Source organism: Streptomyces sp. NPDC090499, assembly GCF_044769305.1.
Taxonomy (GTDB): domain Bacteria; phylum Actinomycetota; class Actinomycetes; order Streptomycetales; family Streptomycetaceae; genus Streptomyces.
Window position 1 is genome coordinate 458,850 of the sequence record NZ_JBIVXP010000004.1, and the last position, 22,274, is coordinate 481,123.

General features: G+C 69.4%; 17 protein-coding genes and 3 pseudogenes. 8 read left to right on the forward strand and 12 right to left on the reverse strand.

All coding sequences use genetic code 11. The annotated features are described in order from the left end of the window. Nucleotides 1-345 precede the first annotated feature (345 nt). Complete coding sequence (locus tag ACIQVL_RS17735) at nt 346-1,125, forward strand: alpha/beta hydrolase (protein WP_403475734.1); 780 nt, start codon at nt 346-348, stop codon at nt 1,123-1,125. Between the two features lie 77 nt (nt 1,126-1,202). Here the strand turns inward: ACIQVL_RS17735 and ACIQVL_RS17740 are convergent, their stop codons facing one another. The 3 genes and pseudogenes from ACIQVL_RS17740 to ACIQVL_RS17750 all read right to left on the reverse strand — a co-directional run. After that, the gene (locus ACIQVL_RS17740; RefSeq protein ID WP_403475735.1) at nt 1,203-1,379 is read right to left on the reverse strand and encodes a hypothetical protein; all 177 of its coding nucleotides are present in this window, start codon (nt 1,377-1,379) and stop codon (nt 1,203-1,205) included. 293 nt (nt 1,380-1,672) lie between these two features. Continuing rightward, nucleotides 1,673-1,882, reverse strand: a complete 210-nt coding sequence (locus ACIQVL_RS17745; RefSeq protein ID WP_403475915.1) for a hypothetical protein — start codon at nt 1,880-1,882, stop codon at nt 1,673-1,675. 366 nt (nt 1,883-2,248) lie between these two features. Next, a pseudogene (locus tag ACIQVL_RS17750) lies at nt 2,249-2,416 on the reverse strand (DUF2000 family protein); the annotation flags it as partial. A gap of 194 nt (nt 2,417-2,610) precedes the next feature. On the opposite strand from ACIQVL_RS17750, the pseudogene ACIQVL_RS17755 reads away from it, so the two are divergent. After that, nucleotides 2,611-3,026 (forward strand): annotated as a pseudogene (locus tag ACIQVL_RS17755) (transposase); the annotation flags it as partial. A gap of 1,583 nt (nt 3,027-4,609) precedes the next feature. On the opposite strand, the gene ACIQVL_RS17760 reads toward ACIQVL_RS17755, so the two are convergent. The 3 genes from ACIQVL_RS17760 to ACIQVL_RS17770 all read right to left on the reverse strand — a co-directional run bounded on the left by ACIQVL_RS17760 (nt 4,610) and on the right by ACIQVL_RS17770 (nt 6,854). Beyond that, nucleotides 4,610-4,864: a Smr/MutS family protein gene (locus tag ACIQVL_RS17760; RefSeq protein WP_403428937.1), complete on the reverse strand. Its 255-nt coding sequence runs from the start codon at nt 4,862-4,864 to the stop codon at nt 4,610-4,612. A gap of 260 nt (nt 4,865-5,124) precedes the next feature. Then, nucleotides 5,125-6,069, reverse strand: coding sequence for a CU044_5270 family protein (locus ACIQVL_RS17765; RefSeq protein ID WP_403475736.1), 945 nt, complete (start codon nt 6,067-6,069; stop codon nt 5,125-5,127). Further along, nucleotides 6,066-6,854 (reverse strand): RNA polymerase sigma factor, encoded by a 789-nt coding sequence (locus ACIQVL_RS17770; protein WP_403475916.1) that lies wholly within the window; start codon nt 6,852-6,854, stop codon nt 6,066-6,068. The genes ACIQVL_RS17765 and ACIQVL_RS17770 overlap by 4 nt, the downstream gene beginning before the upstream one ends. Before the next feature lie 561 nt (nt 6,855-7,415). Here ACIQVL_RS17770 and ACIQVL_RS17775 point away from each other — a divergent pair. Then, nucleotides 7,416-7,748 (forward strand): annotated as a pseudogene (locus ACIQVL_RS17775) (ASCH domain-containing protein); the annotation flags it as partial. Nucleotides 7,749-7,995: 247 nt separating this feature from the next. Here ACIQVL_RS17775 and ACIQVL_RS17780 read toward each other — a convergent pair. Then, nucleotides 7,996-8,730 carry an NADPH-dependent F420 reductase gene (locus ACIQVL_RS17780; protein WP_403475737.1) on the reverse strand — a complete coding sequence of 245 codons (735 nt, stop codon included), beginning with the start codon at nt 8,728-8,730 and terminating at the stop codon, nt 7,996-7,998. A 357-nt stretch (nt 8,731-9,087) separates the two neighbouring features. After that, complete coding sequence (locus tag ACIQVL_RS17785) at nt 9,088-9,966, reverse strand: alpha/beta fold hydrolase (RefSeq protein WP_403475738.1); 879 nt, start codon at nt 9,964-9,966, stop codon at nt 9,088-9,090. A gap of 326 nt (nt 9,967-10,292) precedes the next feature. Between ACIQVL_RS17785 and ACIQVL_RS17790 the strand changes: the two genes are divergently transcribed. The 4 genes from ACIQVL_RS17790 to ACIQVL_RS17805 all read left to right on the forward strand — a co-directional run bounded on the left by ACIQVL_RS17790 (nt 10,293) and on the right by ACIQVL_RS17805 (nt 14,733). Then, complete coding sequence (locus ACIQVL_RS17790) at nt 10,293-11,792, forward strand: MFS transporter (protein WP_403428945.1); 1,500 nt, start codon at nt 10,293-10,295, stop codon at nt 11,790-11,792. 206 nt (nt 11,793-11,998) lie between these two features. Next, nucleotides 11,999-12,568: a TetR/AcrR family transcriptional regulator gene (locus ACIQVL_RS17795; RefSeq protein ID WP_403475739.1), complete on the forward strand. Its 570-nt coding sequence runs from the start codon at nt 11,999-12,001 to the stop codon at nt 12,566-12,568. Nucleotides 12,569-12,955: 387 nt separating this feature from the next. Beyond that, a complete protein-coding gene (locus tag ACIQVL_RS17800) occupies nt 12,956-14,080 on the forward strand; it encodes a 4Fe-4S binding protein (protein WP_403428949.1) in 1,125 nt (374 codons plus the stop codon). An 83-nt stretch (nt 14,081-14,163) separates the two neighbouring features. Then, nucleotides 14,164-14,733, forward strand: a complete 570-nt coding sequence (locus ACIQVL_RS17805; protein WP_403428950.1) for a TetR/AcrR family transcriptional regulator — start codon at nt 14,164-14,166, stop codon at nt 14,731-14,733. A 24-nt stretch (nt 14,734-14,757) separates the two neighbouring features. Here ACIQVL_RS17805 and ACIQVL_RS17810 read toward each other — a convergent pair whose 3' ends face one another. The 3 genes from ACIQVL_RS17810 to ACIQVL_RS17820 all read right to left on the reverse strand — a co-directional run bounded on the left by ACIQVL_RS17810 (nt 14,758) and on the right by ACIQVL_RS17820 (nt 16,612). Next, the gene (locus ACIQVL_RS17810; protein ID WP_403475740.1) at nt 14,758-15,282 is read right to left on the reverse strand and encodes a TetR/AcrR family transcriptional regulator; all 525 of its coding nucleotides are present in this window, start codon (nt 15,280-15,282) and stop codon (nt 14,758-14,760) included. 200 nt (nt 15,283-15,482) lie between these two features. Continuing rightward, on the reverse strand, nt 15,483-15,854 hold the full coding sequence (locus ACIQVL_RS17815) for a DUF1330 domain-containing protein (protein WP_403475741.1): 372 nt from the start codon (nt 15,852-15,854) through the stop codon (nt 15,483-15,485). Between the two features lie 56 nt (nt 15,855-15,910). After that, entirely contained in the window at nt 15,911-16,612 is a 702-nt protein-coding gene (locus tag ACIQVL_RS17820) for an SDR family oxidoreductase (protein WP_403428955.1), read from the reverse strand. Nucleotides 16,613-17,546: 934 nt separating this feature from the next. On the opposite strand from ACIQVL_RS17820, the gene ACIQVL_RS17825 reads away from it, so the two are divergent. Then, the gene (locus ACIQVL_RS17825) at nt 17,547-19,292 is read left to right on the forward strand and encodes a hypothetical protein (RefSeq protein ID WP_403475742.1); all 1,746 of its coding nucleotides are present in this window, start codon (nt 17,547-17,549) and stop codon (nt 19,290-19,292) included. Nucleotides 19,293-19,966: 674 nt separating this feature from the next. Here the strand turns inward: ACIQVL_RS17825 and ACIQVL_RS17830 are convergent. After that, nucleotides 19,967-22,261, reverse strand: a complete 2,295-nt coding sequence (locus tag ACIQVL_RS17830) for a bifunctional polysaccharide deacetylase/glycosyltransferase family 2 protein (RefSeq protein WP_403475743.1) — start codon at nt 22,259-22,261, stop codon at nt 19,967-19,969. Nucleotides 22,262-22,274 lie beyond the last annotated feature (13 nt).

Here is a 22,274-nt window from a genome sequence, read left to right on the forward strand (position 1 = left end):
TCGGCGCCGTCCTCGCGCGGGACAACCCGGCCTCAAGCACACAGACCCGGCGGCTACTGGGACGGCAGCCCGTGCAACCCGGGCTCATCGCTGACATCAAGAAAGGCCACTACTTCACCGGTGGGTGATGTGGAGACACTGGAGGACACTGAGATGGATTACGTTCTCGATCCCGAGCTGGCTGCGGCAGCACCGATGATCCCAGCTCTCGACCTATCCGATGTGCCGCGCATGCGTGCTCTGGCCAGGCAGTATCTCGGGTCTGCCCCCCGGTACGAGTCAGCCCGGGTGTTGCGTGTCGAGGACATCGCGATTCCGGGGTACCAGGGAGGGCCGGACGTCGGGGTGCGTCTCTACGCGCCAGCCGAACGGACCGACCCCGTCCCCGGACTGCTCTACCTGCACGGCGGCGCATTTGTCATGGGTGAACTGGACGGTGTGGACCATCAGGCCCGCCTGATCGCCGACCGGGCAGGCGTCGCCGTGGTGAGCGTGGACTACCGGCTGGCTCCTGAACACCCTTATCCTGCCGGGCTCGACGACTGTTACGCGGCCCTCGTCTGGACGGCCGGCCACGCGGCCCGTGACCACGGTGTCGACGGCACACGCATCGGTGTCCTGGGAGAGAGCGCGGGAGGCGGTCTGGCGGCCGCCCTGGCTCTTGCCGCCAGGGACCGCGGTGGGCCGGTTCTGACCGCGCAACTCCTGGACGCCCCGACCGTGGACGACCGGCTGCGGACTCACTCCATGCGGAACCTCCCTGACACCCCCACCTGGAGTGCTTCCAACTCGCCCTACAGCTGGAGGTACTACCTCGGCGACATCGCACAGCCCGGCAGTCCGGACGTACCCCTGTACGCGGCTCCAGCCCGCGCGGAGCTCAACGACCTGGTCGGTCTGCCGCCCGCCTGGGTGGCCGCCTATCAGATCGACCCCACACGCGACGAGGGTCTCGACTACGCGCACCTGTTGATCCAGGCAGGCGTGCCCACGGAGTTGCACCACTACAGCGGAGCCTTCCACCTGGCGCACATGATCCCCGGTACAGCCATGGGCAAACGTCTGATCGCCGCGCGGATCGACGCCATCCAGCGACTGCTGCCCGGACCCGCGAGCGGCAGTTAGCTCCAGATGTGGATCATCCAGGGTCACGTCCGCGGGAGTGGTGTATCCACGGCCACTCGGTGATCTCGTCCTTGAGGCTATGCGGTGAGTTCGGTGGGCACGGCCGTGTCGTCGGTTTCTGACTCGATCGGGTGGAGGCGGGCCCTGGCGAGGAGTTCGCGGCCCATGTAGCGGCGGGCCTCGGTCCACTCGTCGTTCTGCTCGGTCGGCACCCCGCCGACCAGGTGAATCAGGGCGGTGCGGTGCAGGAGCACACTGTCAGGTGCGGCTGATCGTTCTGTCCAGGTCGACCACCTGGTCATGCATCGCGTGAGATATCAGTGATGGCTTTGCTGATATCAACGGGAGGTGGGCGGTGTGGGCGGCGCGGCCGGATCGACACCCGGCGGCTCGGCGCCGACGTACGCCGGGTCGCGGCGGCGGCCTCCGATCAAGCCCCCTACCAGCGAAGACCCGCGGGTAGGGGGCTTGTCGCCGTGGACGCTGATCGGCGGTCAGGCTGCCGGTATCGGCGATCCCGCGATGGGGAAGTCCCGCGATCTGACGATCAGAAGGAGACGGTGACGCCGACCTGGTGGTACTGGCTGACGGTGTCCAGGACCCCGTCCTTGACCGCGCCGAGCTGAGCCACGAGGTCCGAGCTGCTGATCGCCGTGGGGCCGGCGGCGATGCCGACCTGCGGGCTCAGACCGCCGGAAACGGTGTCGAGTTCGGCGTCAGAGATTTCAAGGGTCTGAACCTGGGGAGCGGAGTTCATGATGAAACTGCCCTTCGTATGGATGTTCCACAAGGGGGAGCGGCCAAGCTGGGGATAGCCGGTGGGCCGCGACCGCAGGCCCGCGCCATCCGTTTCCGGACGCCTTGGCGCGATCCCGGCGGTGCGCAGGATCAAATCACGGAGCGTGCCCGGCATCCAGTCGCTCACTGCTCCCAGCGGGGCAGTTGAAGCAGTCGACTACTCATCCATGCGCGCATGCACACGAATTGAGGGCAGCTTCTCTACATGGAGCCCCGCATAGGAAACCGACAGCTATTGCCACGGCAGTTCCGACCAGGACAACTCCGCACCAATCGAACGCACCCATGCCGCAGTTGCGCATTCGCTGTGGAGATTCGGCCACGTATGCATCCGTGCGCCCTTCAGTACCTTGTTCACCGCGTTCCGCGGCCCGTACACCGCCAGCCCCATCAGGTCCAGCTTCTCCGTCGGCACGGCCCGGACAGCGGCACGGTTGGCGCTGTCGTTTCCGGTCGCGAAGAGGTCGGAGGTGAAGACGGCACGGGGCAGGGCAGGCAGCCCTACGGATCAGATGCTGCTCTCCCGCAAACGCCTCCAGGAGGCGGCAGCGGTGGTGAGTGTCCAACTGCCTGACAACGCGACGAGGTTGCGTCCTGAGAAGTGGTGTACGGGTGCGAACCTGATCCGAAGGTTTACTCCGGCGTCGGGATGATGCCCGCATAGACGAACGGCCACCGGCTGATCTATATCGCCCGCGCGAGTGGGACACGAGGGCCGGCACGTCGAACTGGCCATCCCCAAGCTCCGGTCCGGCAGCTACTTCCCGTACTGGCTCCTGGAACGCCGGCGGCGGGCCGAGCAGGCCCTCATCAGTGTGGTCGCCACCGCCTACCTGCTGGGTGTGTCCACCCGCCATGTCGAGCAGCTCGCCGAGAGCCTCGGCGTCACCCAGTTGCCGAAGTCCCCGGTCAGCGTGATGGCCAGGCACCTGGACGAGCAGGTCGCCGCCTTCCGTAACCGGCCCCTGGACGCCGGGTCATCTGCGTTCGTCTGGGTCGACGCGCTCACGCAGAAGGTCCGCGAGGGCGGGCGTGTCATCAACGTCCATGCCCTCATCGCGGTCGGCGTCAATGCCGACGGCCACCGCGAGATCCTCGGCATCGACAGCGTGTAGCCGATCACCTCGTCCAATTCAACGGCGCCCAGAAGTCCCCCCGTCCTCCGCCGCCTGGCGGTACGCAGGAGGCGTCAGCGGCCTCAACGTCATTGTGTAGCGATCGCCCAGCGCCGCGGCGTTGCCAATCAGCTCGACCTGCGTCGGCGACACTCGAGGCTTCGCGTCGAGTACGCCGGACCCGCCTTGCGCAGGTACGGTTCCGGCTCCTGCCGCCGTCCGGGGGCCGGAAGCCGGCTGTCCGTCCGCCGCATCGCGCGTCGGCAGAGGTGGGGCAGGAAGGTGTAGTAGCGGTCGGGAAGGAACGCGGTGTCCGCGACGATCACCGCGCCGGAGAAGAGAGGTAGCTCCACCGCCGCGCGCCGACAACTGGGACAGCTGGACCCGGCTCTTCGGACCGGCGAGCAAGGCTCTCGCCCTGGCCCGCGAGGCGCGATTCCGACGGGCCGAGGCGGACAGCCACCTGTGCCTCTCCCTCACCTACAAGGAAACGGGACGGTACGACGAGGCCCGCGCCCATGCCGAACAGGCGCTGGCCCTGGCCCGCGACCACTCGTTCCGCGTGGTGGAGGGCCAGGCCCTGACCGCCCTGTGCGCGACGGCGGAGGCCGAGGAAGCACACGGCGCAGCCGTCGCTCGGCCAGGATGCCCTCGCCGTACACCGCGAGACCAGCCACCGACTCGGCGAAGCCCGCACCCTCATGGCACTTGCCCGCGCCCCACCGGAAGACCGACGGGGGCGCCGCCGAACTGATGGGGCGGCAGGCGCGGGCCATCTTCTCGGACATCGGCGTGCCCGAGACGGAGTACGAGGATCTCGACCGGTGACGTCTCCTCAGCTGAGCCCGTCAGCCCCGTTCCCGACGTAAGCAGAACATGTGCTCCGGCCCAGAGCGGTAGGCGCGGAAGACCGCGTTCTGGCGCTGAGCATGCGTGGGGGCTCTCGCGGGGACTGCGCCACCGGTTGCGCACGCAACAGCGGCCGCACTCGCCGTACCGGACCTCCGCTTGGGGCGTCCTTCCGAGGGCGTGACGGCACTGCCGAACCGCCTGGCCCGAAGCCGTGCCCAATCCGTGCCCGTAAGGGAGGACAACCACGGTCGACAGGGGCGCGAGACGGGCCTCGCGGCGCCGCACATGCAAGACATCTAAGCAGGTCAAGGCCATGGAGACCGCCCAAGCGCCGTCGCTTCCCAAGCTGAGAGCGCGAGTTCGATTCTCGTCACCCGCTCCATGGAGAAGGCCCAGGTCGGGTAAATCGCTCGGCGTAACTCCCGATCATGGAGGATGAATCGGTGACCAGTGAGAACGTGGCTGAGCACGGGTCCGTTGAGTCGACGGAGGCTGTGCCGGTGAGGGCCGTGGGCGACCAGTTGATCGACGAGCCGGTGGGCTGGCGCCCAGGCGGAGGGCCTGCAGCTGACCGGCGAGGGCGGGCTGTTGCAGCAGCTGACCAAGCGGCTGCTGGAGTCCGCGCGCCCTGAGAACCGGCGTATGGACCGAGACGCCGGACCGGATGGGCGGGCCCCGGAACGCGGGCCTCGGCGGCCTGAACCGAGCCGGGAGAAGGATCAGGGGCGGGGCGTGAAGTGGACCAGGACCCGGCCCGTGTTGGCCGTGTCGATCTCCACGCGGTCGTACAGCTTCCTGATGTGCTTCTGGCCGAGGAACGCGAGGACGCGGCCCTTGAGCTGCCCGGTGCCCTTTCCGTGAATGATCTCCACGACGGGCTCTCCCGTGCGGTTCGCCTGGAAGACGATCTGCCGCAGCGCGAGTTCGATGTCGCGGTTGTTCCGGAAGATCGGGTGCAAATCCAATGTCAGCAAGGTACGGCCTCCTTCTGCCGCCATTTGTGACGACCCGGTTCGAGTGTGTCATCCGGCACCCCTGCCAGGGCGCCGATCCGGGCAGGGCCGAACGGATCGCGCCGAGTTCGGGTCGGGTCGGGTCGACTCCAGCAGTCGGCCCCATTCAGCTCCGTCCCGTATGAAACCCCAGGTCAGTCGCCTGGGGTTTGTCTGTCGTCCAGCCCGATCCGTTCCTCGCCTTCAATTGCGGGACGGGGCCGGTCTCCAGGAACAGGCATTCACGCGGCCGGAGCCTCGCCCGATTTGTCCGTGACCCCGACGTCCAGCAGTGCCTCGTCCGGCGAGCCCAGGAAGCCGAGGGACTTCTTGTCGAAGACCCAGACCGTGCGGCTGTCGCGCTCCTTGAAACTCAGACCGATGCCGGCGCGTCCGGTGTGGTCCTTGGCGTCGGCGACGACCGAGACGCCCGGGATCTTCGCGGCCGCGCGATAGAGCGCGGCGTCCAGTTCGGGTAGCAGCGTGGCGTCGGGCAGCATGTCGCCGATCTTCTCCAGCGCCGCGCTCTGCCTGGTCCGCCCCTGCCCCTTGGTGTCGGCGTAGATCTTCTCCAGCAGCGCATCGGGGTCGGTGGGCAGCGCCTGAAGCTCACGGAACGTGGTGACGTTCGAGTCGGGGCTCAGCCTCATGTCGTGAGTGCCCTTGGAGTACGAGGAGAACGGGTCCCGGGGCCGGAACGGCGGACCCACCAGCACCGTGACCCGGCGCAGTCCCGCGCGCTTGCCGTCCACGGCGGTCCAACTCGCTTCGCGCAGGATCCGGACATCGTGGTCCGAGAACTTCATGGAGCCCTGCGTGCGGACATAGATGTACTGGTCGTCCCTGACGGGCACGGTCTTCTTCGCGGCGGCGACCTCGGCGATGCGATTGAGGAGGTCGACCGCGTCCGCATCGGTCGTGACGGTGTTGGACCCGGCGGTGCCGGCAAGGATCGTGGCGACGACCGCTGCCGCCGTGGCGAGGGGTACGGCGATGGCGGCGATCCGGCGGCGGGGGGTACGCGCTCGTCGGCCGGGTGCCGTCGCGGTTTCGGGGAGGTCCGGGGCTTGCGCGGTGAGCTCTTTCATCAGATGGTCCTTCAGCAGGTCGTGGCGGCCGCTCGTCAGGACCGGGTCACCCGGGCTCGGCAGCAGCCTGGCCAGTTCCTCGCGCTCTTCGGGGTTCATCCGTGCTTCTCCTGTGTCGACCGGGCCGTTTCGGGACGGCCACCCGATACCTGTCCGGTGCGCCGACCGAGTCCCGGCCTCGCCTGCCGAGCCGGAAGGTCCGGTGCCGCCGCGGTACTTTGCTCCGCCGGGTACTCGGTCGGCCGCCCGGCGGACGTGCGCCGGGCCAACTCCGCCTCCGACAACGTTCGTAGACGCCGCCTTGCCCGGGCGAGCCGCGACCGTACGGTGCTCGGCGGCACGCCGAGGGCCTCGCCTGCGGCCGCGTAGCTCAGTCCTGACCAGACGCACAGTGCGAACACCTCGCGCTCTGCTTTGCGCAGTCGGCCGAGCGCGGTGTGCGCGGCAGCGAGCCGCTCGGCGTTCTCCATGCGACCGACGAGATCGTCGGTGAAGTCCGGCAGGGTGTCACGGTCCGCCGAGCGGTCGGGGAGCCGGGCGAGCGCGGCACTGTGCCGACGGGCGGCGCGGCGCGTGTTGCGCAGAACGTTGGTGGCGATGCCATACAGCCAGGGGCGCAGTCCATCGCCTTCGGGCACGTCGGCGTCTTCGTCCAAAGCCGCGGCTTCGGGTCTCAGCTTCTCCCTGAGCCGCCAGGCCTCCAGGAAGGTCAGGGACACCACGTCCTCTGCAGTGCTCCGGTCTGCCGACAGCCGGGCAGCATGACCGTAGACGGCCCGGGCATGCGCTCCGAACAGTTCGGCGAAGGCTTCCGGATCGCCGGCGCGTATCCGGTCACGCAGGGAAAGTTCCACAACCAGCCCTGTCCGCTCGGCACCGGTCATCTCTGTGGCGACGATCACATCACGAGCGGACCCACGAACTCGCCTCGTGTGCGAACGCGAGGTCAGCCGGCCCGGCCCTTATCGGCTGGTTCGCATGGAACCCAATTCTCAGAGTGCGTCGTCCGTCGCCTCCAGCATGCTGAGGCGTCACGGGGGAACAACCGCCCAGCCGCCTTTCATCTCGCATGTCACCAGAACCGACCGGGGCTCGGCGGCAATCAAGGCCGCTGCTGGTCTCACGCCGCCGGTCAGCCGGCCACGGAACAAAGGCCAGGTGTTCGCAGCCCGTCCCTGTCCGCAACCTGTCGGGCGACCACGCGGCTCAGGCCACGTCGTGGATCCGGATGCGGTGCTCGATCCCCTGGTCCGCGAAGGCCGCGCCGCCGCGCCACCGACGCGGCGGATGGGATGCTCGCCGCGCGGCAATGGCCCGGCAGCGTCACAGCGTCACCGAATACGCCGACCGACTGCTGGTCATGACCGGCGCTGCTTCCGCCTGTGCTCCGCAGCCGAGATCGGCCGCCTGATCACCGCACCAGCGCCCAGGAGCCTTCCCGCCCCATGACCGAGACCCACGCCCGCGAACTCAACCTCTGTCGCCGGTACTTCGACCTCCTCGCCGTCGGCACAGAGACCGTCGAGGTGCGCGTGAAGTGCCCGCACCTCGCCGGCCTCGCGGCAGGTGGCACCATCCGGTTCCGTACCAAGGGCACAGACGAGACCTGCGAGGTCAGAATCGTCCGGGCCACCGAGTACGCCGACTTCGCGGCCCTGCTGGACGGTGAGGGGACGGCCAACGTCGACCCGACCGGCACTCGCGACCAGCAACTGGCAGACATCCGCGCCATCTACCCAACTGAGAAGGAAGCCCTCGGCGCCCTCGCCGTCGAGATCGCTCTGCTCTGGCCCGCGACCGGTTGTCCGGCGACACCAGCACCATCGGGGGCGTCAGGTGCGGAGAGCCGAAGGCGCTGTCCGTGGTGCCGTGCGGGCGCCTGCCGTCCAGAGTGGTGACCACGGCGTCCGGGGAGGCGGTGGCGGTCATGGCGTCGCGGAATGCAGGCCGGGCGGAGGTGTCGGACACGGGGTGGCAGTCATGACCTGGGCAGGGACCTCTGCCGCGGGCCGACGACAGGCGCGGTCACCTGTGGGCGGCGCGGTTCATCTCGACGACGTCCTCCAGGGTGGGATCGGCACCGAGGGCGGCGAAGCGTTCCGCCATGCTCTCCCGGACGGCCGCGTCCTTGACACGGTCGGCAGCGGCCAGGGCTGCCGGCAACTCGTCCAGGGTCAGTTCGGTGCAGTAGGCCGGGCCCATCGGCTGCTGACGCCAGGAGTCGGCCAGTGCTCCCGCGTCGTAGGGGTCGAAACCGGTGTCGTCCACCAGACGCATGGCCACCCGCTTCGCTTCCTCGGCATCGCCGGCCACCGGGATGGCGATGCGGCCCGGAGTGCCCGCCGGGACACCCTTCGTTCGCTGGGTTTCGGCGAGGGCCGCGTTCCATGCCTTGATCACGGGGCGTCCGAGGAGTTCGGAGGTGTACACGCTCTCGACGGCGCCGGCCTCCACCGCCTCGACCCGTCCGCTGAGGTGCGGGTAGTAGTTGGAGGTGTCGATGACCACCGTCCCGGCGGGGACGGAGGCGAACAGATCGGCCAGCTGTCCCGCCGCCCCGAAGGGGATGGCCAGAATGACGGCGTCCCTGTCCTTGACGGCGTCGTCGAGGGCCACGGTGCGGGCGCCGGTCTCCAGTACGCCGGGTGCGACGGCCTCGGTCCCGCGGGCGTCGGCCACCTGGACGTCGTGACCGGCTGCACCGAGCCTGCGCGCGAGGTTGCCACCGATTGCTCCGGCGCCGATAACAGAGATTTCCATGATGTGTCCTTCCATGAGACGCACCAGCCCAGGGCGGCACGATGTGAGCACTGTGGAACTGTGAACGGTGGAATGGAGGCGCGCGGGACCGCCCGAAGTCCAGAGACCCCGGATGCTCCGGTGATCGGTCGACAGGGGCTTACGCCTCGGTGTTCCGTTCGCGGTAACCGGCGGCGATGAGCGCGCGAACGCGGTCCAGCGACTCCTCCTCCGCGGCGCCGGCCCTCTTGAGCCAGGCGACGGAGATGGCCGCGGACATCCGCGCGCGGCACCGTGCCGTCACGCATTCACGCCGGAACGTCGACCTCGATCTGGACCTGCGTCATGCGCTGCTCCTCAGGTCGGTGGCCGCGGCGGTCAGACCACCGCGTTCAGCAGGTCGGCCAGCACGTCGGGCCGTTCCAGGGCGATGAAGTGTCCTGCCTTCGGGACCTGTGTGAAGTCGGCGGCCGGAAGCAGTTGCCTGTTGGCTTCCCGGTCCGACGGGCGGGACCAGTCCTTCTCGCCGTAGACGAGGTGGACGGGCGCCTTGATCTCGGGGTAGTGCGAGCGGGCCGCGATGAGGCTGGGCAGGGCCTGGTACACGGCCCGGGCGACGGTCGGGTAGCCGGGGCGGCTGCCCACCCGGAGGAGTTCGTCCACGTAGTCCTCGCGCAGTGCGCTCTTGTCGCCGAGGCCGCCCTGAAGGATCTTGCGGAGGGCGGACTTGGGTTCCACCCCGGCGATCACCGGGCCCACCACCGGGGCGAGGGCACCGCTGACCACCACGCGGGCGAGGAGGCTGGACCGCGCGATTCCGTCGCGGAAGTCGTAGGCGTTGACCGCGACGACGCGTCGTACCCGCTCCGGTAGCTCGGCCGCGGCGGTCAGGGCGAGTACCGCACCCATGGACTCACCGACCAACGTGACGTCGTGCAGGTCGAGTTCGGTCAGCAGCCACTCGACGCCCGCACGCATCGCGGGCTCGTCGTAGGACGCCCCGGGCACGATCTCGGAGTAGCCCATCCCCGGCAGGTCGAGGGCATACACGGTGTACCGCTGCGCGACCAGTGGGATGAGGAGGCGGAAGTGCTCGGCCTGGGTGCGCACGGTGTGCAGCAGGACGAGGGGGGCGCCGGTGCCGGCCTTGAGGTAGCGCAGGGTTCCCTCACGGCCGTCGAGGCCTGCACGCGGGGCGATGGTGTGGCTGGTGGTCCCCGGGATGTGAATGGTGGGACGTGACTCCTGGCTGGGCATCTCGCCGGCTCCTTGGGTATGAGGGAGTAACCAAACGGTCATGACTCTCTCCGGAGAATCGGAAACCGATCGGTTTCCATCAAGGTAAACCGATCGGTTTTGCAGCGCAAGCCCGGCCCGCTCCGGCTGCGCGGGGGAGTTCCGCACCCATGGATCCCTGGGCTTGGCCGCCGTGTCCGCGGCCACCGCGCCGCCGGGTGGTGCGGCAGCCCCCGGGTCAGAACCGACCCGTTCGCTTGCATCGAGGAAACCGATCTGTTTTCCTAAGTGGAAACCGATCGGTTTCCAGCCGGCGGTCGACCCATGCCCAGCGACTGAGGAGAAAAGTGAGTACCACCTTCGACCGCGGAGCGCCCGCCTCCGGGAAGACAGAGTCGGGCCGCCGCGGCTCACATGCCGTGCGCTGGTGGGTGCTGGTCGTGCTGGGCGTGGCGCAGCTCATGGTCACGCTCGATGCGACCGTCGTGAACATCGCGCTGCCCGAGGCGCAGCACGCCCTCGGTTTCAGTGACGGCAGCCGGCAGTGGGTCATCACGGGGTACGCCCTGGCGTTCGGCAGCCTGCTGCTGCTCGGGGGCCGCCTCGGTGACCTGTTCGGCCGGCGTACGACCTTCGTGACCGGCCTGGTCGGTTTCGCGGCTGCATCCGTCGTCGGCGGCGCGGCCACCAGCTTCGACATACTCGTCGCGGCCCGCGTGGCCCAGGGCCTCTTCGCCGCGCTGCTGGCGCCCGCGGCGCTCTCGCTGCTCAGCGTGACCTTCACCGACCCGGCCGAGAGGCCGAAGGCGTTCGGCATCTTCAGTGCGTTGTCCGGTGCGGGCGCCGCCGTCGGGCTGCTGCTCGGCGGCATGCTCACCGAATGGGCGTCGTGGCGCTGGGTGATGTACGTGAACGTCGTCTTCGCGGCCGTCGCGTTGGCCGGTGCGCTGCTGTTGCTGGCCAGGCCGGCGGTCACCGAGCGGCCCAGGCTCGACATTCCCGGCACCGTCGTGGTGAGCGCGGCGCTGTTCGGCATCGTCTACGGCTTCGCGCACGTCGAATCCACCAGCTGGACCGATCCGGTGGCCCTCGGCTCCATGATCAGCGGCGTGGTGCTGCTCGCGGTGTTCGCCTGGCTGGAGTCCAGGGTCGCGCATCCGCTGCTGCCGCTGCGAGTCGTGCTGGACCGGACCCGAGGTGGTTCGTTCCTGGCGGTGTTCGTCCTGGGCATGGGGATGTTCTCGATCTTCCTGTTCCTGACCTACTACCTGGAGGCCAGCATCGGCTACTCGCCGATCGAGGCCGGCCTGTCCTTCCTGCCGATGGTCACGGCCATCGTCGCCTCGTCGACCACGGTGCCTTCGCTGCTGCTGCCCAAGGTCGGTCCGAAGGTCGTGGTCAGCGCCGGCTTCCTGGTGTCCGCGTCCGGCATGGCCCTGCTGACGCGGCTCACGCTGAACAGCGCCTACGTCGCCGACATCATGCCGGGCATGATCCTTTTGGGTCTCGGTATCGGCGCGGTGATGACCACCGCGTTCCAGGGTGCGACCGCGGGCGTGCACCACGAGGACGCGGGCGTCGCCTCGGCGCTGATCAACACCAGTCAGCAGGTGGGCGGCTCGATCAGCACCGCACTGCTGACCACCGTCGCCTCGTCGGCCGCGACCGACTACCTGTCCTCGCACAAGCCCGACGCTCTGACCATGGCCCAGGCCGGGGTCGAGAGCTACACGGCGACGCTGGCCTGGGGCGCCGGGATCTTCGTGGTCGGCGCGGTGCTCGCGGCCTTTCTGATGCCGAATGCGGCTCTGGCGGCGTCGGAGGGCGAGCCTGTGATCGCCCACTGAGCCTGAACCCGCCGTGCCGAGAAAAGCCGGGCGCGCCGAGCGCGGGCGCGGAGGGTGAGCGCGCCGATTCTGCAGACCGCGACGGGGGTGCCGACATCCGGACGCCACCACCGTCAAGGTGCTGCCCGGCTTCCACCGCTTCCTCGCAACACGCACCCGTAAACCGATCGGTTTCCATGAGGCCGGAATCGAGTTAACCTCGGAATATGACCACCGAAGCAATGCCGAGCTCCCGAGAGCGACTGCTGGAGGCAGCGGCCACACTCACCTACCGGGACGGCGTCAACATCGGCGTCGACGCGCTGTGCAAGGCGGCGGGGGTGTCCAAGCGCTCCATGTACCAGCTGTTCGATAGCAAGGGCGAACTGCTGGCGGCGAGCCTGGAGGAACGGGCCTCCGGCTATGTGACGGCACTTCTTCCCGCGGCGGACGACGACCGTCCGCCCCGCGAGCGGATCCTGCACGTCTTCGAACAGGCCGAGGCGCAGGCGGGTACGCCCGACTTCCAGGGCTGCCGGTACCTCGTCGTGCAGATCGAGCTCAAGGACCCGAGCCACCCCGCGAGCCGGGTGGCCCATCGGGTCAAGGAGAGTCTGACCGCCTTCTTCCGTGCCGAGGCCGAACGGGGCGGCGCGGGCGACCCGGACCTGCTGGCCCGCCAGCTGATCCTGGTCTTCGACGGCGCCAGTGCCCGTGCGGGAATCAAGGCCGACACGCAGGCAGGGCTCATCATCCCCACCGTGGTCGCCCTGCTCGACGCCGCGAACATGCGCTGACGTATCGCGTGACGAGCGTCTGCGGCGAGCGCATCGCTCGACGACAGCCGCGGCGAGTGCATCGCTCGACGAGTCGTGGCCGCCCTCCGGCGACTGGGCAACACCCATGGGCCCCGCGCCCGTTGCCGGCCGGGGCCGGGGCCGGGGCCGGGGCCGGGGCCGGGGCCGGGGCCGGGGGGCAGGGGCCTGCCTCCGGCCTGACCCGCGGGCTGGGTCCCGATCGCCTGACGATCGGTCGCCGGTGCCCCCGAGGAACCTGATCGCCGGTCCGAAGGAGAGGCTCGCCGCTTGGGCTTGCACGGCGAAACCGATCGGTTTACGGTGATGAAACCGATCGGTTTCCCGCCGACCGTGGCGAGCCTCGTACCCGCATCCCCAGGAGCACCGATGACTGCCGCGCGCGACGCCGAGGAACACCCCACTCAACCTCCGCTTCCGCCGAAGCTGGCGGCCCACCCGTCGGTACAGGCCGTACTCGCTCGGCGCAGGACCGGCGCCTCGGGTCGCCCGCCCGCGGTGATCGATGCGGCCTGGCTGCGTGAGCTGTGCCTGGCGGCCGGTGCGGACGACGCGGCGGCGGTCAGCCTGGACCACCCCGACCTGGCCGGCGAGCGTGAGTACGCGCGGTCCGCGCTGCCCGGCACCCGCACCCTGATCGCGATGGCGGTCCGGATGAACCGCGACAACTGTCGCTCGCCCGCCCGCAGCGTGGCCAACCAGGAGTTCCACCAGGCCGACGAACAGGCCAACCACGCCGCCCGCAGCGTCACCCGGGCACTCCAGGACGCCGGCTACCGCGCACTCAATCCCTCGGTCGGCTTCCCCCAGGAGATGGACCGCTTCCCCGGCGAGCGGATCTGGGTGGTGGCACACAAGACGGTCGCGGTGGCCGCCGGACTCGGTGTGATGGGCCTGCATCGCAACGTCATCCACCCGAAGTTCGGCAGCTTCGTCCTCCTGGTCACCGTGCTCGTGGACGCGGAGGTGAGCGAGTACGGGCAGGCGCTGGACTACAGCCCCTGCATCGACTGCAAGTTGTGCGTCGCGGCCTGCCCGGTCGGCGCCATCGCCAAGGACGGCGCCTTCGATGCACTGGCCTGCACCACGCACAACTACCGCGAGTTCATGAGCGGGTTCACCGACTGGGCGCAGACCGTGGCCGACAGCGAGGACGCCGCCGACTACCGCTCCCGGGTCAGCGATTCCGAGAGCGCCTCCATGTGGCAGAGCCTGAGCTCACCCCCCGGCTACAAGTCCGGCTACTGCCTCGCCGTCTGCCCCGCCGGCGAGGACGTCCTCGGTCCCTACCTGGACGACCGCAAGGCGTTCATGGACACCGTGCTGCGTCCGCTCCAGGACAAGAAGGAAACCCTGTACGTCCTGCCGGGCTCCCACGCGCAGGAGTACGCCCGGCGCCGCTTCCCCCACAAGCCCGCCAAGGAGGTCACCGGCGGCTGGCATCCCCCGGCGAAGCGTTCCGCGCCCACCGGACGAGAGACCCGTACGTCATGAGCGGCAGTCCCCCTTTCAGGGCCCCGAGAGCCTCAGGAAACCGATCGGTTTTCATTTCGTCCGCTTCGGGTTAACCTCACGGTATGAGCACCGAAGTGAAACTGAGCCCCAGGGAGCGCCTGCTGGAGGCAGCGGCCACGCTCACCTACCGAGACGGCGTCAGCATCGGAGTCGAGGCGCTGTGCAAGGCGGCGGGGGTGTCGAAGCGATCCATGTACCAGCTGTTCGAGAGCAAGGACGAGCTCCTGGCGGTGAGCCTGAAGGAGCGTGCCTCCGCCTACGCGGCAACTCTCCTCCCTGCGGCGGACGACGGCCGGTCGCCCCGCGAGCGGATCCTGCACGTCTTCGAGCAGGTGGAATCGCAGGCAGGAGCGCCCGAGTTCCGGGGCTGCCGGTATCTGGCGGTGCAGGTCGAGCTCAAGGACCAGAGTCACCCGGCGAGCCGCGTGGCTCACCAGGTCAAGGCGAATCTGACGGCCTTCTTCCGCGGCGAGGCCGAGCAGGGCGGGGCGGGAGATCCCGATCTGCTGGCCCGGCAGCTCAGCCTTGTCTTCGACGGTGCGAGCGCCCGCGCGGGAATTCAGGCCGACAACCTGACCGGCCTCGTCGCACCCACCGTGACCACCCTGCTCGACGCGGCAGGCGTGCACTGACGCATCCCTGTTCGGAAGATTTCCTCACCTCCAGGCGTTCACGGGAAGCCCGATGGCTGTGAGCGTGTTGCCGAGCATGCCGCAGGCGAAGAAACCTGCGGTCTTCTCGCCATCAGCACCCAGCGCCACGTGCACGGCTTCCCAGGTACTCGTCCAGCCGGCCCGGACGACCTCACCGATCAGGTCGTCGCCCTGCGCCTCGGCGGCCGCCACGGCGAGGTATCCCTGCATCTGCATCAGGAGCGTCTCGGGCTGCGTCGAGATCAGCCGCGCATAGGCGTCCGCCATCACCTGCAGGGCTCGCTCGCTTCCCTCCACCCCGTCGGCCGCCCTTTCGAAAGCCAGGCGAGTGTCTTCCGCACTCCGCACCAGAGCGGCGACGAAGATCGCCCTCTTGTCCCGGAAAAGCCGGAAGAGATACGGCTGTGTGACGCCGACCCGCTCGGCGATCGCGGCCGTGGTGGTGCCGTGGTGCCCGGCGATCGCGAACTCGGCGATCGCCGCGCGAATGACGTTCTCGCGCCGCGCCCGCGCACTTACTCCGCCCATGACCCCGCCCTCTGCTGGAACTTGCGCATGGAAACCGATCGATTTGCTGCGACACGCTGGTGGCGGCGAGTTCCGAACGGCCGCGCCGGCGCTGGCCGCAGCGCTGGCCGTGGACCGGCGAGGTCACTGCCGCGCACCATCAGCGCCGGAAAGCGAAAGGGTCCACCGACTCGTCGGTGGACCCTCGCGAATGATCGAGGCTAGGGCTTGAGCACCGCCAGCACATCGTCGAGCGAGACATCGGCGGGGTCACTCATGTCGGAACCATCGAAAGTCTGCCAGATATAGGACGCCGTCCCACTCTCCCGCAACGGATGCAGGTCAGCCAATTCCGGATCGTCCCGGAAGCTGTTGAACGCCTCTTCGGACTCCCATTCAACGAGGAACAGGACCTGCCGTGGCGCGAGGTCACCGGCCACGTTGTCTCGGAATCGACCAAACGCCACCATTCGGCCACCGTACTGCGGAGCGGCTTCGGGCAAGCGGCTGAAATATGCGAGGTATTTCTCCAGGTCGACCACGTCGAACATGTTCAGGGCATAAAACTTCTTATTCTCTGAATTCGCGCTCATTGCCGATATCCGCTCCGATGAATTGTGGTGGCGGTGGGTCCCGCCGCGGGCCCGGTCTACTTGGCGAGCTGGGGGTACAGCCCGGCCAGGTCACCGGCCAGGCCCGCCTTGACCTGCCGGGAGATGTCGTCGGCGAGGACCTCGTGGGCGCCGGCCTCGATGCCGTCGAGGGCGAGTGCGGCCACGTCACGGGGGTCGGACTTGGGGGCGTCGACGCCTGTCGTCAGGTCGGTGTCGACGTAGCCGACGTGCAGTCCGGTGACGGCGATGCCGCGCGGCTGCAGCTCCAGACGCAGGGAGTTGGTCTGCGACCACAGGGCGGCCTTGGAGGCGCTGTAGGAGCCGCCGAGCGCGATCCAGGAGAGCACGGAGTGCACGTTGAGGAGGTGGCCGCCGCCGTTGCGCTCGATGACCGGCACGAAGGCCCGGGCGATGAGGAGCGGGCCGTAGAAGTTGGTCTCGAACTCCCGGCGTACGTCGTCGACCGGGGAGTCGAGGAAGGACGCGCCGACCGAGGCACCGGCGTTGTTGATCAGCACGGTGACGTCCCCCGCCCGCGCGGCGGCCGAGGCCACCGAGGCCGGGTCGGTGACCTCCAGCGCCACCGGGACCGCGTCGGGGTGCGTCACGGTGCGCGGGTCGCGGGCGGTGGCGTAGACCTTGCCGGCGCCGCGCGCGTACAGCTCCTCCACCAGGGCCTTGCCGATGCCGCGGCTGCCGCCGGTGACGAAGACGTTGGCGCCCTTCAGAGCGGTCATGACTACCTCCGGAGAAATGGGAAACCGATCGTTTTCAAGAAGAGTAAACCGATCGGTTTCCCTGCGCAAGCTCAAGGGTCAGCCGATCCCCGCCGCGTCGGCAGGCGAGCTCGGGCCGGGGGTGCCCCTGGAGCACCTCCAGGGCCCTGCGCATCTGTCGAAGGCTGGGCTGCGCGGCGGCCACCGCAGGGTCAACGGGATTCCGTACCGGATTCGGGCCGGGGTGCCATGGAGGGTTCCTGCCTGCAAGTTCCGCGCAGTCGGCCTTGGCATGGACGGCCCACACAAAAAGTGGACCACTTCAGCACGGCACCTACCCGCCGGCGAGCGCCGTGCCCGAAGCGTGCCCGTAAAACCGGTGAACCACGGTCGACTACGGTGCGGTCGTGCGCTCCCGGCCGCCACGGCAGAGTGCGTATGCCCAGGTCACAGACCCGGGCCTTTTTGCTGTCCAGGGACGGCCCGGCCCGGACCATGGTGTCCTCGCGCGTGGCGCCGGAGCGGGTCGAAGCCGATGGACAGTCCCCGACGACGGTGCGTGAGCGCGCGAGTCGGCAGGACTCGCCGTCGTCGGTACAGACTGCCGTGAACGCCTCGACGAACTTCTCCTCGCCGGCGACGGGCCGCATGCCGGGTAATCCTGCGGCGTCGCCCTCGTCACCCCGGTCGAAGCCCGAGACCGGCGGGCGGCCGGAGAAGTCCCGGGCTCTCCGTCCGGGCCCTGTGCGCGGTCGCGTCGGAGGCCGGCTCTAGGATTGGCCGACCCGTAGCGCTCTGGGAGCGGCGCTGAAATGGCGTGGGTGGCGGGGCATTTGGTTTTCTTGGGGGGATTCATCGAGTGAGACTTCGCGTTGTTCTGCCTGCTCTGACAGCCGGTGCACTGCTGACAGCCGTACTGGCCCTTCCGGCAACCGCCGCCGACTCCGCGACATCTGTGCCGCACGACTCGGAGTCGGGTGCCACCGCGAGCCCGTCCGTCGCTGCGAGCCCGGGGCCGACGGACACACCGACGAGCCCCGGGGCCGCCACACCGACCGACACCGCCGGCCCGGTCCCGTCCGGGACCACGACGTCCGCCCCGACCGAGAGCAGCCCGGACCCGCACCGGTTCGAGGTGTACGGAGTCGGCAACTCCTGGCCGGACCACTGGAAACTCTCGCTGTCCGTCTACAGCGACACCGCGACGGTCACGGGCGTCACCGCCCGCTACCGGCTGCACGGGGCACCCGCGGACGCGCCCGACGCCGCCACGACGTCGGACTTCGTGCCCAATCCCTACTACGGCGGTCAGGTCTCGGCCGACCGGCCCGATCTTCCCGCCCTGGGCGTCTACGACGTCTCCGTGGACGTGACGGACAGCTCGGGAAACGTCGAGCACTTCCCCGACGCCGGCGAGTTCACCTACGCGGCGCAGGTGTCCGTCGGAAAGCTGGTGTCCGACCGGACTTCCGTGGACTACGAGCACCGCTCGTACACCGTCTCCGCCCCGATCACCGTCACCGACCCCAGCACCGGCGCGGTACTCGACCCGGCCGGTGTGTCGGTTGCCCTCGCCGACCCGGAGGCCGGGGTCCCGTCGGACACGGTCGCGGTCGCCACCGCGCGGGCGGACGGACGGGTGGCCGCAGCGGTCACGGTGAAGGATCGTGTCACCTACCGGACGGCCGGCGCCGACGGCACCGCCACCGCGGGATACCCGTATTTCCTCGACACCGGCGATCAGACATCGCTCACCGTGCCGGCGACGGCGGAGACCACCCGGATCCGCATCCTGAGCAAGACCGACGTCGACGTTCCCAAGGGCGGCCACACCACGATCACCGGGGTGCTCGAACGGAAGGTCGGGTCCACCTGGACAGGCACGCCGGACCAGAAGATCTACACCATGGGCCCGGCCTCCTTCTCCGCCACGGTCAAGACCACCGCGACCGGCACCTTCGCCGTCAGCACCGGCACCGCCGGTGCGTACTATTTCAACAACTACTGGGACTACGATCCCTTCCTCCTGAGCACCGACAGTGACGCGACACCGGTCTATGTGCACGTTCCGTCACCCAGTCGCGTCACCCCGTTCCATGTCAGCGAGGACGAGTACGGCGAGGCGGTGATCGACGGCCATCTGGACCTGCACGGGGCGGAGTTCGCCAGCGGCACGCACTCCATGACGATCCAGTACTCGTCCAACGGCAAGACGTGGCACACCGTCGGCAGCACCCGGATCGGCCGATCGGGTCTCGCCGGCGATGAGTTCATGACCTACGCGACCTACGACGGCCAGGCGAACGGCTACTGGCGGGCGTACTTCCCGGGCACCCCGGACTACTCGCCCTCCTACAGCGCGGCGGTCAAGACCTACCGCACCCCCACCCGCGTCACCGGCGGCAAACCCAGCCACACCACGGTGCGCAAGAACACGTACGTGACGTTCGGCGGCCATCTTCAGCAGCGCAGTTCTTCCGGCGCCTGGTCCGGCATCTCCCATACCTACGCGTACCTGGAGTTCCGGGCCGCGGGAAGCAAGACGTGGCACTACGTCACCCGCGTGAAGACCGACACCAAGGGCACCTACCACCTGAGCGGCAAGGCAACTCGCGGCGGCACCTGGACTGTCGTGTGGTTCACCTCCGACAGCCACCACATCGACTCCAGCGGCCCGGAGACGTACGTCCACGTGCACTGAGTTGTTCCTCGGGCCGAAGCCCGAGGAACAAGCCAAGCCATGACACCTCCGCACACGGACCGCTCCTACGGTGGGAGCGGTCAGCGGGATCCAGCACTGCGGCGAGGCCGGCCGGCCCACTGCCGCCGGGGCAATGGCTTCTGTCGAACGGCGCTCGCACTCGGCCCGGGGCGCCTTTCGGTTGCCGTGCGGGGGCTCCCGCTGCCTTCGGCCGGACGGCGTGCCCATAAGACCGGTCGGTCACGGTCAACAGCGGTGCGATCCGCTGTCTTCGAGTGCCAGGTCGGAGTGCATATGGCCAGGTCAGAAGCTACCCAACTCCCCAAGCGCCGTCGCTTCGCAAGCTGAGAGCGCGAGTTCGATTCTCGTCAGCCGCTCCAGTGGAAACCCCCAGGTCGTGGACCCGGGGGTTCTTTGTTGTTCGGACCGGTGGGCGGGTGGCGCGCCGCTTGTGCGCCATGGGGCCGCTGACGGCTCCTGCTGGTGGCGCGGGCCGCCGGCGTTGTGGTGCTTCGCACGCTCGGAGCGCACCATGTCGTCCAGCCCTGCGGCGACCTCCCGTTGGCGTTTGTCGTCGGAGTGCCGGTCGATCATCGCCGCCCTCTCGGAGGGCTGGCCGGCGTGGACCATCGTGTCCTTGAGGGGGGCGCCGGGCCGGGGCGGGAGCGCACGCTTCACTGCCGGCTGTGCCGTTCTCCGGGTGTGAACCCGTGAACAGCGCCGGTCTGGGCCGGTGGACGGGCCTCGTAGGACGTCGGCTGCTGGACGGACTCGTGCGGTACCGGCTCCGGGGCGGGGGTCTGTCCGCCCGCCGGGGCCCGGAGGCTGCCGTAACGCTCCATGCGCTGCCACCGCAGTCGTGAGCCGGATACGGCGGTGAAGACGGACTGGATGACCACCAGGTACATGAGCTGGCGGTACACGAACTGCTGCAGCGGCAGGCTCCACAGCGGGCCGGGCCGCTCGCCGTCCAGGCGGAACGCGTACAGGCCCATCAGCAGTTGCAGGAGCAGGAAGGCGAGCCACAGGGCGGTGATCCGCAGTGGGTCGAGGAAGAGCAGGCCGTAGACGGCGAAGACGTCGACGACGGGGGCGAGCAGGGGCAGCAGGACCTGGAAGAGGAGGAGGTAGCCCAGGCCGCGCCGGCCGAGCTTGCCGGCGGCGCCGCGCTGCGCGAGTGCGCCTCGGTGTTTCCACATCGCCTGAAGGGTGCCGTAGCACCAGCGGTAGCGCTGCCGCCACAGGGCGTTCAGGGAGGCGGGTGCCTCGGTCCAGGCCACCGCGCGCTCCTCGTAGACCACGCGCCAGCCGGCGCGGCACAGCGCCATGGTGAGGTCGGTGTCCTCGGCGAGGGTGACGTCGCTGACACCGCCGAGGGCGAGCAGTGCCCGGCGGCGGAAGGCACCGACGGCGCCGGGCACGGTCGGCATGCATTCGGCGAGGTCGAACAGGCGACGGTCGAGGTTGAAGCCGACCACGTACTCGATGTGCTGCCAACGGCCCAGCAGACCGCCGCGGTTGACGACCTTCGCGTTGCCGGAGACGGCACCCACCCGGGGGTCGGCGAAGGGCTGCACGATCATGCGGACGGCGTCGGGTTCGAAGACCGTGTCGCCGTCGACCATGACCACCAGGTCGCAGGTGGCCGCGGCGAGTCCCGTGTTGAGCGCGGCGGGCTTTCCCGCGTTCGGCTGCCGGATCACCCGCACCCGGGGCAGCCGGAGCGACTCCACCAGATCGGCGGTGCCGTCGGTCGAGCCGTCGTCCACCACGATGATCTCGACCGGATGGTCCGAGGCGAGCAGTGAGCGCACGGCCGCCTCGATTCCGGCGCTCTCGTTGTAGGCGGGGACGATCACGCTGACCCGTTCGGTCACCGCAGGCCCCCAGGCCCTGCCGCGGCGCCCTGTGCGCTGCCGCCGGTGGCGGTGGGCCGCGGCCAGCACGACCGCCGCGCGCAGCACGCTGAGCGCCCCGGCCGCGTACATCAGCCAGCCCAGCAGCCGTACCACCCAGTCGCCCCCCTGCAAGAGGCCGATGAGGGCCATTCCCTGGAGGCGGTCGCCCAGCCCGGCGGGCTGGACGGGGCCGGCCATGCCGACCGCGGCGCCGACCGTCGCGAACCGGTAGCCCTGCGTCTTGAGCCGGGGTATCAGGGTGTTCAGCGCGGCGACGGTCTGGGCGCGGTCGCCGCCGCTGTCGTGCATGAGCAGGATCTGTCCGGCGCGGCCGTGCGGGGTCGCGTTCGCGAGGATGCGGTTCGTGCCGGGGCGCTGCCAGTCCTCGGCGTCCTGGGTGGAGAGGACCGTGACGTAGCCTGCCGCGTCGGCCTGCTTCAGGACAGTCCAGTCGGCGTTGGTCAGCGCGTCGTTCCCGGACGAGTACGGGGGTCTGAGCAGCGCGGTGGTGACGCCGGCCGCGCCGGCCACCGCGAGCTGGCTCTCGCGCAGTTCCAGCGAGCGCTGCCACGGGGCGAGGCGGGACAGGTCGGGGTGGGTGAAGGTGTGGATGCCGATCTGGTGGCCGTCGGCGACGATCCGCCGGACCAGTTCGGGGTGGTCCACGACCTCGGTGCCGACGACGAAGAAGGTCGCGTGGACGTGGTTGCGGCGCAGCACGTCGAGGATGCGCGGCGTCCAGGTGGGGTCGGGGCCGTCGTCGAAGGTGAGGGCGATGGTGCGGGTCTTCGGACGGGCGGTGTGCGGGGAGCCGGCGGCGTCGGCGATCACGGGGCCGCCGTCGGACACCTGCGTGGGCACGGCGTCGTTCCGGCCGCGGGGACCGGTCTCGTCGTCCGAGGTGATCCCGAACATGTGGTGGGTGTAGCCCTGCAGCAGCAGGGCCGTCGAAAGGGTCACCACGAACACGCACAGCAGCAGCCAGTGCGTGCGGGGGGTGATCTGACGCGTACGGATACGGGTACGAGCGCGGAAGCGGGGCGGAGCGATGCGGCGCCGGCGATCGGTCATGTCAGGGCCTTGG

Bases quoted from the DNA above. Each gene is read 5' to 3' on its own strand.
- ACIQVL_RS17815 (WP_403475741.1), bottom strand. From the start codon at position 15,854: ATGAGCGCGAATTCAGAGAATAAGAAGTTTTATGCCCTGAACATGTTC.
- ACIQVL_RS17770 (WP_403475916.1), bottom strand. From the start codon at position 6,854: ATGACCGGTGCCGAGCGGACAGGGCTGGTTGTGGAACTTTCCCTGCGT.
- ACIQVL_RS17805 (WP_403428950.1), top strand. From the start codon at position 14,164: ATGAGCACCGAAGTGAAACTGAGCCCCAGGGAGCGCCTGCTGGAGGCA.
- ACIQVL_RS17830 (WP_403475743.1), bottom strand. From the start codon at position 22,261: ATGACCGATCGCCGGCGCCGCATCGCTCCGCCCCGCTTCCGCGCTCGT.
- ACIQVL_RS17765 (WP_403475736.1), bottom strand. From the start codon at position 6,069: ATGAACCCCGAAGAGCGCGAGGAACTGGCCAGGCTGCTGCCGAGCCCG.
- ACIQVL_RS17820 (WP_403428955.1), bottom strand. From the start codon at position 16,612: ATGACCGCTCTGAAGGGCGCCAACGTCTTCGTCACCGGCGGCAGCCGC.
- ACIQVL_RS17810 (WP_403475740.1), bottom strand. From the start codon at position 15,282: ATGGGCGGAGTAAGTGCGCGGGCGCGGCGCGAGAACGTCATTCGCGCG.
- ACIQVL_RS17800 (WP_403428949.1), top strand. From the start codon at position 12,956: ATGACTGCCGCGCGCGACGCCGAGGAACACCCCACTCAACCTCCGCTT.
- ACIQVL_RS17795 (WP_403475739.1), top strand. From the start codon at position 11,999: ATGACCACCGAAGCAATGCCGAGCTCCCGAGAGCGACTGCTGGAGGCA.
- ACIQVL_RS17745 (WP_403475915.1), bottom strand. From the start codon at position 1,882: ATGAACTCCGCTCCCCAGGTTCAGACCCTTGAAATCTCTGACGCCGAA.
- ACIQVL_RS17785 (WP_403475738.1), bottom strand. From the start codon at position 9,966: ATGCCCAGCCAGGAGTCACGTCCCACCATTCACATCCCGGGGACCACC.
- ACIQVL_RS17780 (WP_403475737.1), bottom strand. From the start codon at position 8,730: ATGGAAATCTCTGTTATCGGCGCCGGAGCAATCGGTGGCAACCTCGCG.